Source organism: Enterobacter sp. PGRG2 (assembly GCF_030291195.1).
Taxonomy (GTDB): domain Bacteria; phylum Pseudomonadota; class Gammaproteobacteria; order Enterobacterales; family Enterobacteriaceae; genus Enterobacter_D.
Genome location: NZ_CP127837.1, coordinates 3722614 through 3736252, shown reverse-complemented (window position 1 = coordinate 3736252; position 13639 = coordinate 3722614). Strand labels below are relative to the sequence as shown.

Genomic DNA, 13639 nt, shown 5'->3' with positions numbered 1-13639 from the left:
CTTATCGTAACAGTTGCAGTACGTTGACCACAATAACGCTCAGTGCCAGACAAATCAGGATCACGCCCGAAATACGCTCCACAGCGGGTAACACTTTCGAAAAAGTGCGCAGCACTGCATCATTCCCGATAAAGATCGCCACCAGCAAATCCCACAATAGCACAACGCTGAACATCCACACGCCATAGACAACTTTCAGGCCGGGCGTAGTACCAGCACCGCCGATTAACGTCGCCAGACTGACATAAAAGAGCGCATTTTTAGGATTGAGAATGCCCGACATAAAGCCCATACCGAATTCACGCCAGCGATCTGCGAGATCAGCCTTCTCTGTCAAAGCGGCTTGCGGAGTCATCTTGTGTCCGGTGAGGGAGCTTGCGCCAGCAAAACGAATAAAAAGCTGGCCGACATACAGCAAATAGCCACAGCCAGCGAGCTGAATGGCGATAAACCCTGCGCTGCCCGCGCGGAAAAGCGTGATCCCGCTGAAAGCCGCAAGAATAAACACCCCGTTTGCGACGGCTATTCCCAGACAGACAAAGGCGGCATGACGCCAGCCCGCTTTAATTGAGGTACGCGCAACCAGAAAGAAATCCGGGCCGGGGGAAAGTAGCGCCAGAAAATGTGCGGTTGCCACCAGAAGAAATTGTTGCATCATGCCATCACCCTCTAAGAAATTTTTCCTACAGGGTGCAGGCTGACAGAATGATTGTATTGAATAAAATTGCAGGGACTCAGGCCCGATAACAGCCTGGCGTGACGCCGGTATGCGCCTTAAATACGCGCTGAAAATGGCTTTGATCGGCAAAACCCAGTCGGTATGCAATATCGGTAATTTCACTGCCTGACTGCAGCCACTGCCGCGCCTGATTCACGCGCCTGTTGAGCTGATAAGCGTGCGGTGTCATACCGGTGACGGCACGAAAAGCTCTGATAAGCTGATACCGACTCATATCGGCGATTTTCGCCAAATCTTCAAGCGGCAGGGGCGGGCGTTTCAATTTCCTGCAACTGGCTGATCACCCGCGCCAGTGCCCCGTTGCCCTGGGGTAGCTGTGCGGCGAAAGTTTCCACCCGATCATTCTCACAGGCGCAGTCACCGATAAATTCTATTAGCGCGGCATTTTTGTCTTCCGTAGTGGCTGCTGAAAAGAGGGTGTCATTAAGCTGGCAAAACCGGGTATAGACCGTCTGGTTATCCGTGAGGCGAATTTCATTTTCGCGAATAAGGCCTGCTGAGGAAGGACCAGTTTCTGCCAGTAACTGGCGTAGCCAGTCAGCATCCAGATGCAGCATCTGATAGCTCCAGCAATCATCGGGCAGGGGATTACAGGCGTGAACACAGCCCGCGGGAATAAAAACCATCATGCCGGGATGCAATGCAGAAGGGCCGCCTGACACGCCGGTAAAATGACTTCCGCCCGCATCCACTGCGCCAACAGAAAAGGTGGGATGACTGTGCGCCTTATAACACGCCCGGCTATGACAGGCGCGGCGCGTCTCTACATGCTCCATCGCCGGATCGCGCCAGAATTCAGCAGAATGGTAGCTGTGTCTGTTGAACATAGGGTGAGATCCTTAAACCGATCGGCGTAACTATTTGTGCAGGGTAGAAAGGAGAACACAGTTACCTCTGTATCGCCAATAATTTTGCTCCCCACCTGTGTTAAAATTCCTTTTTTACGGTGCGTATTTCGCACCTCACCGAGGAATATGCACAATGAAAACCGGACCCCTGAACGAGAAAGAGCTGGAATGGCTGGAAGACGTACTGATGAAGTACGGTACGGAAGCGTCCATTATGGATGTCTCAGAGCTGGATGGCTTACTCACTGCGGTACTGAGCTCGCCGGTGCCGGTTGAGCCGAGCCAGTGGCTGGTGGCGCTGTGGGGCGGTGCTGATAAGGTGCCGAACTGGTCGTCGGAAAAGGAGATGGAGCGTTTCATGATGCTCGCTTTCCAGCATATGGACGATATCGGCGATCGTCTGGCCGGGTATCCGGAACAGTTTGAACCACTGTTTGGAACGCGCGACGTGGAAGATCAGGAGCTGACCATTGTGGAAGAGTGGTGCTTCGGTTACCTGCGCGGCGTCAGCCTGAGCGACTGGTCATCCTTACCGGATGCGTTAAAGCCAGCGCTGGCGGCTATTGAACTGCACGGTAAAGAAGAGAACTTCGAACGTGTGGAGCAGATGACGCCGGAAGCCTTTGAAGAAAGCATCGAGGCGATTAAACCTGCGGCGCTGGCGCTGTATGACTACTGGGCAGACAATCAGCAGGAAATTGAAGTGGCGAAGCCGTTCACCGCCGGTGAAAAAGTGGGCCGTAACGACCCTTGCCCGTGCGGCAGCGGTAAAAAATTCAAGCAGTGCTGCCTGCACTGATAGTCACTTGCACCAGCTTGCCGGGTAAGCGCAGCGCCACCCGGCGATAAACGAAGCGCTATTAACCCACCTCAGGCAGCAAACCGGCAGCGATACAGAACTGCACGGCAATCACGGCGATCCCACACAAAAACACCAGCACTAATGCAGGCTTGCCGCCGCTGACGCGATAACTCGTCTGCGGATTATGTTTACGACTTTGCCACGCCAGCAGCGACGGGATCAGCAGCGCCAGCACGGCAAGCGCCACACCGGCATAACCCAGCGCCATCACAAACCCACGCGGATAAAAAAGGGCAAAAGCCAGCGGCGGCAGGAAGGTGATCGCCCCGGTCTGTAAACGTCCGGCAACGTTATTGCGACGATTAAACAGATCCGCCAGGTAATCAAACAGGCCCAGCGCCACGCCCAGGAAGGAGGTGGCCAGCGCCAGGTCGGCGAACAGATGCACCGCCAGTTCAACGTGCGGCGAGGCGACTACTTCCCGCAGCGCCTGTAATAACCCGTTCAGTCCGGCCTGATCCGCCAGTAACCCCATAAAGGTGGAGGAGTTGATGCTGCCCAGCGTCGCCAGTTGCCAGAAAATATAGGCCACCAGCGGAATGGCGCTGCCGGTAATAAATACCGTGCGCAGCTTACGGATGTTGCCATTCATATAGCTGACGATGCTTGGCACGCTGCCGTGAAAACCGAAGGAGGTGAAAATTACCGGAATTGCCGACAGCGCCAGCCCTTTCTCCAGCGGCAGCGTCAGCAGATTGATTTTGTGTACGTGCGGCATTAACAGCGCCAGCATGATCACCAGAAAGAGGATCTTGGCGCTGAACAGAAAGCGGTTAAACAGATCAACCAGCGATGTGCCCGCGCAGACGACGCCGCCCGCAATCAGGGTAAACAACAGCACACCGGCGACCGGTGAAACGGTGATGTCGAGCCAGGAGCCGAGGCTTGCCGCCAGCAGTTCGCCCGCGCCTGTCATATAGGCTGCGGTAAGGGCATACATCAGAAACATCATACTGAAACCGGTGAGCCACTGACCGCAGCGGCCCAGGTAGCGACGCGCCAGGGAGCCCAGCCCGGTATCGGCAGGGACGTGCTGATACACTTCAAGCAACAGCAGGGCGGTATAACACATCAGCGCCCACAGGCCGAACAGCAGCACTAAGGTTACGCCAAATCCCACCCCGGCGGCCGCCAGCGGCATCGCCAGCATACCGGCCCCGATTGTCGTTCCCGCGACGATAAAAACACTACCCAGCGTCCGATTCTTCACGCTTTCCTCTGCCCATAAACCATTGCACATTCGAATATGCGGCGCAGAGTAAGGGAAAATGACAGTCTCGTCAAACAGGCGTTACAGAAGGTGTAATTTAATATTTACAGAGGTTTAAGGCGGTGACAGTGTCACCGCCGGCAGTATTACTTTTGCGCGTCGAGCGTGGAAAGTTCTTTATCAATGAAATACAAGCCTTCACCGCTTTTACCCGCCAGCGATAATTTATCGATAACGGATTTAAATAATTTTTCTTCTTCGTGCTGTTCGGCCACATACCATTGCAGGAAATTAAAGGTCGGATAATCCTGCGTGGTCATTGCCACGTGCGCCAGTTCATTAATTTTTTGCGTGATCAGCTGTTCGTGTTCATAAGTGGAACGGAACAGATCGTCTAAAGTCGCATATTCCGCAACCGGCGACGGAATAGTATTAATACACGGCAGGCTGCCGGTATCGGCCAGATAATCAAACAGGCGTTGCATGTGGGTCATCTCTTCCTGCGCGTGGCGGCGCAGGAAGGCTGCCGCGCCTTCGAAGCTGTGGTAGCTGCACCAGGCGCTCATCTGCTGATAAAACAGAGAGGAGTAAAGCTCCAGATTCATTTGCTCATTTAATTTTTCGATCATTTCTGCTTTAAGCATGATACGGCTCCAGGGAGTGCGCAATGAATAATGGCGCCACTATAATTTGTTATTTAATTATTTGCAAAAGGTAAAATAGAATAATTAATTTGAATGGTAATGTGAATAATACGCATTAGATGTGAAGGTTAAATTACCTGAGAATAATTCTTTTTATTATAAATAAGCGCCACCTGCGTAATAACGCAGGTGGTAAAGATTAATAATAGCCGGTGGCGGCAGGCGACAGCGCCAGCCCCTGACACTGGTATTGCAGGGTGATCTTTTCATTAAGGCACAGTGAACCGCTGAATACACTACAGGTACGGATCGGCTGACCGTACGCGGCGGCGGTGGCATAGCCCATTTGCTGGCACTGACGCGTGGCGGTGCCGTGGGTGGTATACTCATCAAAGCGCGCATTTTGCAGCATGGCTTCGTTAAAATTCAGTCGTACCACACCGGTGGTCTGAATGACCTCGCTCACCTGCGGCTCTTTAGTGATGGTGCATCCTGCCAGCAGCAGGACTGCGGCGGCTAAAAGCATACTCTTCATGGTATCGCTCTGATTCAGTTTCGATGTTCTCATCCTACAACCTCTGTTTCCCGCCAATAGCCTGAATAGCCGGATTTTCTGGCCTTACTAATTGTAACGGCCAGCGAAGCGGGAAAAACTGTGAGCACCTCGCAACTTTTTAAAACGATTTTTCACTAAATTTGAAAGTATGTTTGCTTAGTAGTAAGGTTTCTAAAACGTTCGCTATTCACGGCGGGACATCCCGCAACGCTTCAGGAGAAGACACAATGAAAATTGCACTGATGATGGAAAACAGCCAGGCTGCCAAAAACGCCATTATCCTTAAAGAGTTGAAAACCGTCGCGGATGAGAAGAACTTCCCGGTTTTCAACGTCGGCATGAGCGACGAGAATGACCATCATCTGACCTACATCCACTTAGGCATCATGGCCAGCATCCTGCTGAACTCCAAAGCCGTTGATTTCGTGATCGCCGGTTGCGGCACCGGTCAGGGCGCGCTGATGTCGCTGAATATCCATCCGGGCGTGAACTGCGGCTACTGCATCGATCCGGCAGATGCCTTCCTGTTCGCGCAGATCAACAACGGTAACGCGCTGGCGCTGCCGTTCGCTAAAGGTTTTGGCTGGGGCGCAGAGCTGAACGTGCGCTTTATCTTCGAAAAAGCCTTCACCGGCCGCAAAGGCGAAGGGTATCCGCCGGAGCGTAAAGAGCCGCAGGTGCGTAACGCCGGGATCCTTAATCAGGTGAAAGCAGCAGTAGTGAAAGACAACTATCTGGACACCCTGCGCGCCATCGATCCGGAGCTGGTGAAAACCGCCGTTTCCGGTCAGCGTTTCCAGGAGTGTTTCTTCGAAAACTGCCAGGATAAAGAGATCGAAGCCTTCGTACGTGAAATGCTCGCATAACATCCCGAAAGGCCAGCGTTCGCTGGCCTTTTTTTATCCCTTTTTATTCGACACCGCACTGCCGGCATCTTTCGTCAGCCGTAGCGTATCTGCCATTCCCACCAGACAAATCAGCGCGATCGCCACGAATGCCAGGCGAAAACTGATCCCCGGCACCTCCCCCAGAGAAAGCCAGTCGCCGATCCGTTCGCCGATACGAATGCCAATCGCCCCCAGCGTAATGCCCAGCCCCACCGCCAGCTGTGTCGCGGTGCTGAACAGCGTATTGGCATAGCTCATTTGCGCTGACGGCACATCCGCGAAGGCCAGCGTGCTGACGCCGGTAAACTGTATTGAACGAAATACGCCGCCGAGATAAAGCACCAGCAGGATCACCCATACCGGCGTCGTGGGCGTCAGGAAGGCGCAGGCCAGCAACGCCAGCACATTGAGCGCGCCGTTGATCAGCAGCAGTTTTTTGAATCCCAGCCAGCGAATAAGCGGGGTGGTGGCGGGTTTTATCGTCAGATTGCCGACAAACACCGCCAGCACCAGCAGCCCGGCATGAAAGGCGTCCATACCAAAGCCCACCTGAAACATCAGCGGTAACAGAAAAGGCACGGCGCTGATGGAGGCGCGAAACAGCGAACCGCCATACATGGTCACGCGGAAGGTCGGCACCTGCATGGCATCGAGACGGATCATCGGCCAGCGGGCGCGCTGAAAATGGCGCAGCGCGTAAAACAGCGTGCCCGCGCCCAGCAGCAACATCGCCGCCGTCAGCCACCCCTGCGGCTGCTGCGCGCCCAGCGATTCCATGGCATACACCAGGCTGACCATCGCAATAGCCGTGGAGAGGAAACCGGGCATATCGAAAGGCCGCCGTTCCTCCTCGCGAATATCCGGAATGATGCGCAGCGCCAGCGCAATGGCTATCAGCCCCAGCGGTACGTTAATAAAGAAGATCCACCGCCAGCTTGCGAAGCTGGTAATAAAACCGCCGAGGGGCGGGCCAATGATAGGCGCGACCAGGGCGGGCCAGGTGAGGGTGGCGATGGCGGTGATCAGCAGATGCTTGGGGGTGGTGCGCAACACCGCCAGCCGTCCGACCGGGACCATCAGCGCGCCGCCGATGCCCTGTAAAATACGCATGGCGACAAACCACTCCACGCTGACCGCGAGGCCACAGAACACCGAGGCGAGGGTGAAGATCGCCAGCGCCGAGGCAAAGACTTTACGCGCGCCAAAGCGGTCGGCGATCCAGCCGCTGGCCGGGATCAACACGGCCAGGGTGATCAGATAGGCGCTGATGCCGATATTCAGATCGACGGCGTCGACACCGAAACTTTCCGCCATGTCCGGCAGGGCGGTGGCGATCACTGTACCGTCGAGAAACTCCATAAAAAACGCCCCGGCGACCAGCAGCGCGGCGGGAGAAACGCCGCGTCTGGCCTCCGGTTGGGTGCTGTCACTCATTTTTGGTCTGCCATTTTAAAAAAAATTTTAAATTTTTACAGAAATGAAATATCCGTAACTTACGGATTTATCGTGCATTTTTTAACAAAACTAAAATATCAATGCATTTTTTAATGTGATGGGCTTCACAAACTGGTTGATTTTTGTGATGCAGGTCATATTATGTGCACACAGAAACATAACACCTGCATAACAAATTTCTCCGGAGCAAAAGATGAAACTGCGTAAGATCCTGAAAAGCATTTTTGAAACCTACTGCAAAACTTTCAAAGACGTCCCGCCTGGCGCGATGTTCTGATAAAAAAACCTGCTGCGGCAGGTTTTTTTATATCTGATGTACGCTGTGCAGGCCGGGCAAACTACCTTTTCGCAGCGCTTCCCGCTACTATGGCGTCCTTTCTGAAAGGAGCCTTCCATGTCTGAATCCCTGAGTGCCGATCAAGAACTGGTATCTGACGTTGTCGCCTGCCAGCTGGTGATCAAACAAATCCTCGACATCATTGACGTTATCGCGCCGGTTGAAGTGCGTGAGAAAATGTCGCAGCAGCTGAAAACCATCGATTTCACCACCCACCCGGCTGCCGCCGATCCGGTGACCCGCCGCGCCATACAGAAAGCCATTGCGCTGATTGAGCTGAAGTTCACGCCGCAGGGCGAGGCGCACTAGCTAAAGTAAACCTTCGTTTTGAATTATTCAAACGGATGTTTTCGAAGATCGGGCGCGGAAGCCGCGCTGAAAAAAGGCGGGGGCGACCCCGCCGGCAGGATCAGAACAGCGCCATCACCAGCGCATAGCTCGCCGCACAGGCACAGCTGACGCCAATCAGCCCCGGAATAATAAAGCTGTGGTTGATGATGAATTTCCCGATGCGGGTGGTGCCTGAACGGTCAAAGCCGATACAGGCCAGATCGCTCGGATAGGTCGGCAGTACAAAATAGCCGTATGACGCCGGGAAAAACGCCAGCAGCATTTTTGGCTCGACGCCCAGCATCAGCGCCATGGGCGCAACGGCAGTCAGTGCCGCCGCCTGGCTGTTGACCAGCTTGGACACCAGGAATAACACAATCGCGTAGGTCCAGGGATGATTCTGCACCACGCCCTCCAGCGCCACTTTTAACTCCTCCAGATGCACCTGAAAGAAAGTGTCACTCATCCACGCCACGCCAAACACCGAAAAAATCGCCACCATCCCGGCCTTAAACACCGCGCCGCTGGAAATGGTCGACGCATTCACCTTACAGACGATCAGCATCACCGCCCCGGCAATCAGCATCATCATCTGGATCACCAGGTTCATCGACAGCGGCGTCATTTTGCCCTTCACCTCAAATGAGGGGCGCAGTTCCGGCAACGCGCCCAGTAATACCACCACAAGAATACCGGCGAAGAAGATCCAGGTTGACCAGTACGCCTGCTTCGGGAAGCGCTGATTCATTAAGGTGTCGCTGCTGCCGTAGATAAATTCCCGCTGTTTCGGATCGGTTAATTTCTGCTGGAACTCCGCGTCCTCCGCCAGATCCTTACCCCGGCGCAGGCTCCACAGCGCAGCGACGGCCACGCCAAACAGCGAGGCCGGTACTGAGACGGCGAGGATCTCCAGGATGCTCCAGGCCTGCCCGATGCCGTGCTGCGCCGCCAGAATAGAAACCAGCGACACCACCGCCACCGAAACGGGCGAGGCAGTAATGGCCATTTGTGAAGCCACCGACGCCACCGCCATCGGGCGCTCCGGGCGGATACCTTTTTTCAGTGCGATATCGGCGATAATGGGAAACATGGTGTAGACCACATGCCCGGTGCCGCACAAAAACGTCAGCGTCCAGGTGGTGAAGGGCGCGAGCAATGTAATGTGCTGCGGGTGGCGACGCAGCAGTCGCTCGGCAAACTGCATCATCACGTTCAGCCCGCCGGCGGTTTGCAGCGTGGCGGCGCAGCCGATCACCGCCAGGATAGTCAGCATCACGTCAACCGGCGGTTTACCCGGTTGCAGGCCAAACACAAAGGTCAGTATGAACAGGCCGATACCGCTTATCAGGCCGAGGCCCATGCCGCCGAAACGGGTACCCACCAGCAGGCAGAGAATAATGACAATAAATTCAAGAGTGATCATGAAGCACCTGTGTAATTAAACATTGATGCTCTAAATCATTGCATTTTGTAAGGTTAATCTTTGCGAGCCAGATCGACTTTGTTAAAACGCGGGTAATCAATGGCTTATATACATTTTTGCAACATTGAGCTGCAAAAAATAACAACCCCGACGCGGGCCGGGGCTGATTTTCAGTGGCAGATTAATGCTGCCGGAAATTAACGATATTAAGTAAATGCTGATCGGTTTGCGGTAAACCCATACCCGACTGCTGCGCGTTATGCACTTCTTCCATAATGGTCTGCAACAACAGGCCGTCCTGCTGCTGCTCTTTTTCCAGCTGCCGCAAAAATTCCAGCGTACAGGCATCGTTCATGGCCGCCGCTTCCGCCGTTAAGCGGGCGAGGGTGGCGCAGCGCTGCGAATACTCCTCAAGCATTTTTTTGAACAGATCTTCAAGGGTGGAATAGTCGTCATGGTAGGGTTCGGCAGCTTTTACGATGGGATTCGCCCCTTCGCGTTTCATATATTCAAACACGCGCATCATTTGCGTGATATTGCCCTGCGCCTGGGTACGCAGGAAAGTGGCAGTTCCGTTCAGGCTGTGCCCTGCGCACCATTCGCTGAGCGACAAATAAAGACTGGATGCCTGAAACTCAAGATTCATTTGCGTATTGAGTTTTTGAACCATTCCGACAATAGCCATAGCAAATATCCTTGTTATGAGTAACTGACTACAGCATAGAAAGATCGCACGGATAATTACTGTGACCTGGAAGGCACTAAGGCGAAACGGCAGAAATTTACCGGCGATAAGGTCTAGGTGCGATAGCTTTGAACTGGCAGTTTAATTTTACTGAAATTAAGTTTATGGTGAAGTTAACTCTTACCTGAAGGAATAAAAAATGAAAAATGTGGCGGTATTACTCGCACCGGGATTTGAAGAAGCCGAAGCCATTGTCACCATCGATATTCTGCGTCGTCTGCATATTGAGGTGGAAACCCTGGCCTGCGCTGACACCCGCGCGGTGGAAAGCTATCATGCTATCCCGATGGTGGCGGACAGCACCCTCACTGAGCGGCTGGAGACACTGTACGACGCCGTGGTGCTGCCGGGCGGGCCGCAGGGCAGCGTCAATCTGGCGGCCAGTGCGGAGGTGATCCAGTTTGTGAAGGCGCACGATGCCGCGGGTAAGCTGATTTGCCCGATCTGTTCGGCGGCGGCACGCGTACTGGGGGGTAACGATCTGCTGAACGGGCGGCGCTACGTCTGCTCCGGCGATCTGTGGCAGGGCGTGAAAAACGGCGAATATGTGGATGCGCCGGTGGTGGAAGACGGCAATCTGATCAGTGGCAAAGGCCTGGGGCACGTATTTGATTTTGCGCTCACGGTATCGGCACGCTTACTGGGTGACGACGCGCCGGTGCGCGAACACGCCGAACATATCTATTATCCCTGGTAGTGAACAGGCCCGGATGTGCAACGCATCCGGGCGACAAGGATAAGCTGGCTGACGTTATGGATAATTTAGCTGGCACCCGCCGCAATTGTCCGACAAATGCGCCTTTTTTTATGTCATTTTCCGCTGAATTTATGTACGCAATTACTGTAATTCTGCGGTGTGATGGCGCTCTCCTATGGATGATTAATTTCCCGCTAAAACTACTCTCCAGCAGAAGCATATCCTGAACAGTATCGGCTAATGCTTTGTTTTCTGTCTGATTAAAGAACAGAAAAACCGTTTTTCCCTACATAAAAGAACGCTAAAGCTGGAGTTAACCATGCACAAATTCACTAAAGCGCTGGCAGCCATCGGTCTGGCTGCCGTTATGTCACAATCCGCTATCGCAGAAACCATGAAACTCGGTTTTCTGGTGAAACAGCCGGAAGAGCCGTGGTTCCAGACAGAATGGAAGTTCGCCGATAAAGCCGGGAAAGATCTGGGTTTTGAAGTGATCAAAATCGCCGTACCGGATGGGGAGAAAACCCTGAACGCCATCGACAGCCTGGCGGCCAGCGGCGCGAAAGGCTTCGTCATCTGTACGCCGGATCCAAAACTGGGTTCAGCCATTGTGGCGAAAGCCAAAGGCTATGACATGAAGGTCATCGCCGTTGATGACCAGTTCGTGACCGCAAAAGGCAAACCGATGGAATCCGTGCCGCTGGTGATGATGGCGGCGAGTGAAATCGGCGCGCGCCAGGGGCAGGAACTCTATAAAGAGATGCAAAAACGCGGCTGGGACGTGAAAGATACCGCGGTGATGGCCATTACCGCCGACGAGCTGGACACCGCCCGCCGTCGTACCACCGGCTCCATGGACGCGCTGAAAGCCGCGGGCTTCCCGGAAAAACAGATCTACCAGGTGCCGACCAAAGCGAACGATATTCCGGGCGCGTTTGACGCCGGCAACTCCCTGCTGGTGCAGCATCCGGAAGTGAAACACTGGCTGGTGGTCGGTATGAACGATAACACCGTGCTGGGCGGTGTGCGCGCCACAGAAGGGCAGGGCTTTAAAGCGGCTGATGTTATCGGTATCGGCATTAACGGCGTGGATGCGGTGAGCGAACTGTCGAAAGCGCAGGGCACCGGCTTCTATGGTTCGCTGCTGCCAAGCCCGGACGTGCACGGCTATAAAACCAGCGAAATGCTTTACAACTGGGTGGAGAAGGGCGTTGAGCCGCCGAAATTCACCGCCGTTACCGACGTGGTGCTGATCACCCGCGATAACTTCAAAGAAGAGCTGGCAAAAAAAGGACTCGGCGTTAAGTAATACGCGTGGCAAGTGTGCCCTTCACCCGTCGGGTGGAGGGCCAGTCGTACACTGAAAAGCGTTTCGGAGATGTTATGCAACAGTCAACTCCATACCTGTCTTTCCGGGGGATTGGCAAAACCTTCCCTGGCGTAAAAGCGCTCAGCGACATCAGCTTTGATTGCTATGCAGGCCAGGTTCACGCCCTGATGGGGGAGAACGGCGCGGGAAAATCCACGCTGCTGAAGATCCTCAGCGGCAACTATGCCCCTACTACCGGCACCCTGGCCCTGCGCGGCGAAGACGTCACCTTTGCGGATACGCCCGCTGCCCTGAATGCCGGCGTCGCCATTATCTATCAGGAACTGCACCTGGTGCCTGAAATGACCGTGGCGGAGAATATTTATCTCGGACAACTGCCCCATAAAGGCGGCTTCGTTAACCGTTCGCTGCTGAACTACGAAGCCCGGCTACAGCTGGAGCATCTCGGCCTCGATATCGATCCGCAAACACCGCTGAAATACTTGTCAATTGGGCAATGGCAGATGGTGGAAATAGCCAAAGCGCTGGCGCGTAACGCCAAAGTGATCGCCTTCGATGAGCCAACCAGTTCGCTGTCGGCCCGTGAAATCGACAACCTGTTCCGCGTCATCCGCGAACTGCGCGACGAAGGGCGGGTGATTATTTATGTTTCGCACCGCATGGAGGAGATTTTCGCCTTAAGCGATGCCATTACCGTATTTAAAGATGGTCGCTATGTCTGCACCTTCGACGACATGGAGAAGGTCAACCATGATTCACTGGTGAAAGCGATGGTAGGCCGCGATCTGGGCGATATCTATGGCTGGCAGCCGCGTGAGACCGGTGAAGAGATGCTGCGCCTTGATGAGGTTAAAGCGCCTGGCGTGCGTAAACCGGTGAGCCTGTCGGTGAAGCGTGGCGAAATCGTCGGCCTGTTCGGGCTGGTGGGCGCCGGACGCAGCGAACTGATGAAAGGACTGTTTGGTGGCACGCGCATCACCGCAGGCCAGGTGTGGATCGATGGCAAGGCCATCAACATCCAGAAACCCGGCCACGCCATTGCCGCGGGCATGATGCTGTGCCCGGAAGACCGCAAAGCCGAGGGGATTATTCCGGTGCATTCGGTGCGCGATAACATCAACATCAGCGCCCGTCGCAAATACATCCGTGCAGGCTGCCTGATCAACGACGGCTGGGAAGTGCAGAACGCCGACCACCATATTCGTTCACTGAATATCAAAACCCCCGGCGCTGAGCAGCTGATCATGAATCTCTCCGGCGGTAATCAGCAGAAGGCCATTCTCGGGCGCTGGTTATCCGAAGAGATGAAGGTCATTTTGCTCGATGAGCCGACGCGCGGCATCGATGTCGGCGCGAAACATGAAATCTATAACGTGATTTATGCGCTGGCGGCACGCGGCGTGGCGGTGCTGTTCGCCTCCAGCGACCTGCCCGAAGTGCTCGGCCTCGCCGACCGCATTCTGGTGATGCGCGAAGGGGAGATCGCCGGTGAATTACTACACGGTCAGGCGGATGAACAGCAGGCGTTAAGCCTTGCCATGCCAAAAGTTAGCCAGGCTGTCGCCTGAGCAAGGAG

At 54.5% G+C, this 13639-nt stretch carries 16 protein-coding genes; 7 read left to right on the top strand and 9 right to left on the bottom strand.

The features are described from left to right. Position 1: 1 nt before the first annotated feature. From QRD42_RS16635 to QRD42_RS16630, 3 genes are read right to left on the bottom strand one after another with little or no spacing between them, the layout of a single operon-like run. Positions 2-841, bottom strand: coding sequence for a LysE family translocator (locus tag QRD42_RS16635; RefSeq protein WP_321987652.1), 840 nt, complete (start codon positions 839-841; stop codon positions 2-4). After that, positions 735-953, bottom strand: a complete 219-nt coding sequence (locus QRD42_RS19625) for a helix-turn-helix transcriptional regulator (protein ID WP_199775933.1) — start codon at positions 951-953, stop codon at positions 735-737. The genes QRD42_RS16635 and QRD42_RS19625 overlap by 107 nt, the downstream gene beginning before the upstream one ends. Before the next feature lie 22 nt (positions 954-975). Continuing rightward, positions 976-1566, bottom strand: a complete 591-nt coding sequence (locus QRD42_RS16630) for an AraC family ligand binding domain-containing protein (protein WP_321987651.1) — start codon at positions 1564-1566, stop codon at positions 976-978. A gap of 154 nt (positions 1567-1720) precedes the next feature. Here QRD42_RS16630 and QRD42_RS16625 point away from each other — a divergent pair, with 154 nt between their 5' ends. Continuing rightward, positions 1721-2386: a YecA family protein gene (locus QRD42_RS16625; RefSeq protein ID WP_321987650.1), complete on the top strand. Its 666-nt coding sequence runs from the start codon at positions 1721-1723 to the stop codon at positions 2384-2386. 61 nt (positions 2387-2447) lie between these two features. On the opposite strand, the gene tyrP is transcribed toward QRD42_RS16625, so the two are convergent. The 3 genes from tyrP to yecR all read right to left on the bottom strand — a co-directional run bounded on the left by tyrP (position 2448) and on the right by yecR (position 4838). Further along, on the bottom strand, positions 2448-3659 hold the full coding sequence (tyrP, locus tag QRD42_RS16620; RefSeq protein WP_321987649.1) for a tyrosine transporter TyrP: 1212 nt from the start codon (positions 3657-3659) through the stop codon (positions 2448-2450). Positions 3660-3805: 146 nt separating this feature from the next. After that, the gene (gene ftnA, locus QRD42_RS16615) at positions 3806-4303 is read right to left on the bottom strand and encodes a non-heme ferritin (RefSeq protein ID WP_321987648.1); all 498 of its coding nucleotides are present in this window, start codon (positions 4301-4303) and stop codon (positions 3806-3808) included. Between the two features lie 199 nt (positions 4304-4502). After that, positions 4503-4838 carry a YecR family lipoprotein gene (gene yecR / locus QRD42_RS16610; RefSeq protein ID WP_072569470.1) on the bottom strand — a complete coding sequence of 112 codons (336 nt, stop codon included), beginning with the start codon at positions 4836-4838 and terminating at the stop codon, positions 4503-4505. 248 nt (positions 4839-5086) lie between these two features. Here yecR and QRD42_RS16605 point away from each other — a divergent pair, with 248 nt between their 5' ends. After that, the gene (locus tag QRD42_RS16605; RefSeq protein WP_072568890.1) at positions 5087-5725 is read left to right on the top strand and encodes an RpiB/LacA/LacB family sugar-phosphate isomerase; all 639 of its coding nucleotides are present in this window, start codon (positions 5087-5089) and stop codon (positions 5723-5725) included. Positions 5726-5758: 33 nt separating this feature from the next. On the opposite strand, the gene QRD42_RS16600 is transcribed toward QRD42_RS16605, so the two are convergent. Continuing rightward, entirely contained in the window at positions 5759-7180 is a 1422-nt protein-coding gene (locus QRD42_RS16600; protein ID WP_321987647.1) for an MFS transporter, read from the bottom strand. 214 nt (positions 7181-7394) lie between these two features. Here QRD42_RS16600 and azuC point away from each other — a divergent pair, with 214 nt between their 5' ends. Together azuC and QRD42_RS16590 are read left to right on the top strand one after the other, a co-directional pair. After that, complete coding sequence (azuC, locus tag QRD42_RS16595; protein WP_088218881.1) at positions 7395-7478, top strand: stress response protein AzuC; 84 nt, start codon at positions 7395-7397, stop codon at positions 7476-7478. A gap of 117 nt (positions 7479-7595) precedes the next feature. Then, positions 7596-7847 (top strand): DUF2766 family protein, encoded by a 252-nt coding sequence (locus tag QRD42_RS16590; protein ID WP_072568888.1) that lies wholly within the window; start codon positions 7596-7598, stop codon positions 7845-7847. A 100-nt stretch (positions 7848-7947) separates the two neighbouring features. Here QRD42_RS16590 and QRD42_RS16585 read toward each other — a convergent pair whose 3' ends face one another. Beyond that, positions 7948-9291: an anaerobic C4-dicarboxylate transporter gene (locus QRD42_RS16585; protein WP_321987646.1), complete on the bottom strand. Its 1344-nt coding sequence runs from the start codon at positions 9289-9291 to the stop codon at positions 7948-7950. A gap of 181 nt (positions 9292-9472) precedes the next feature. Further along, positions 9473-9976: a non-heme ferritin-like protein gene (locus QRD42_RS16580; RefSeq protein ID WP_321987645.1), complete on the bottom strand. Its 504-nt coding sequence runs from the start codon at positions 9974-9976 to the stop codon at positions 9473-9475. Between the two features lie 199 nt (positions 9977-10175). On the opposite strand from QRD42_RS16580, the gene QRD42_RS16575 reads away from it, so the two are divergent. From QRD42_RS16575 to araG, 3 genes are all read left to right on the top strand, one after another. Next, positions 10176-10733 carry a DJ-1/PfpI family protein gene (locus tag QRD42_RS16575; RefSeq protein WP_321987644.1) on the top strand — a complete coding sequence of 186 codons (558 nt, stop codon included), beginning with the start codon at positions 10176-10178 and terminating at the stop codon, positions 10731-10733. A 319-nt stretch (positions 10734-11052) separates the two neighbouring features. Further along, positions 11053-12042, top strand: coding sequence for an arabinose ABC transporter substrate-binding protein (locus QRD42_RS16570; protein WP_072568883.1), 990 nt, complete (start codon positions 11053-11055; stop codon positions 12040-12042). Between the two features lie 74 nt (positions 12043-12116). Then, positions 12117-13631, top strand: a complete 1515-nt coding sequence (gene araG, locus QRD42_RS16565; RefSeq protein ID WP_072568882.1) for an L-arabinose ABC transporter ATP-binding protein AraG — start codon at positions 12117-12119, stop codon at positions 13629-13631. Positions 13632-13639 lie beyond the last annotated feature (8 nt).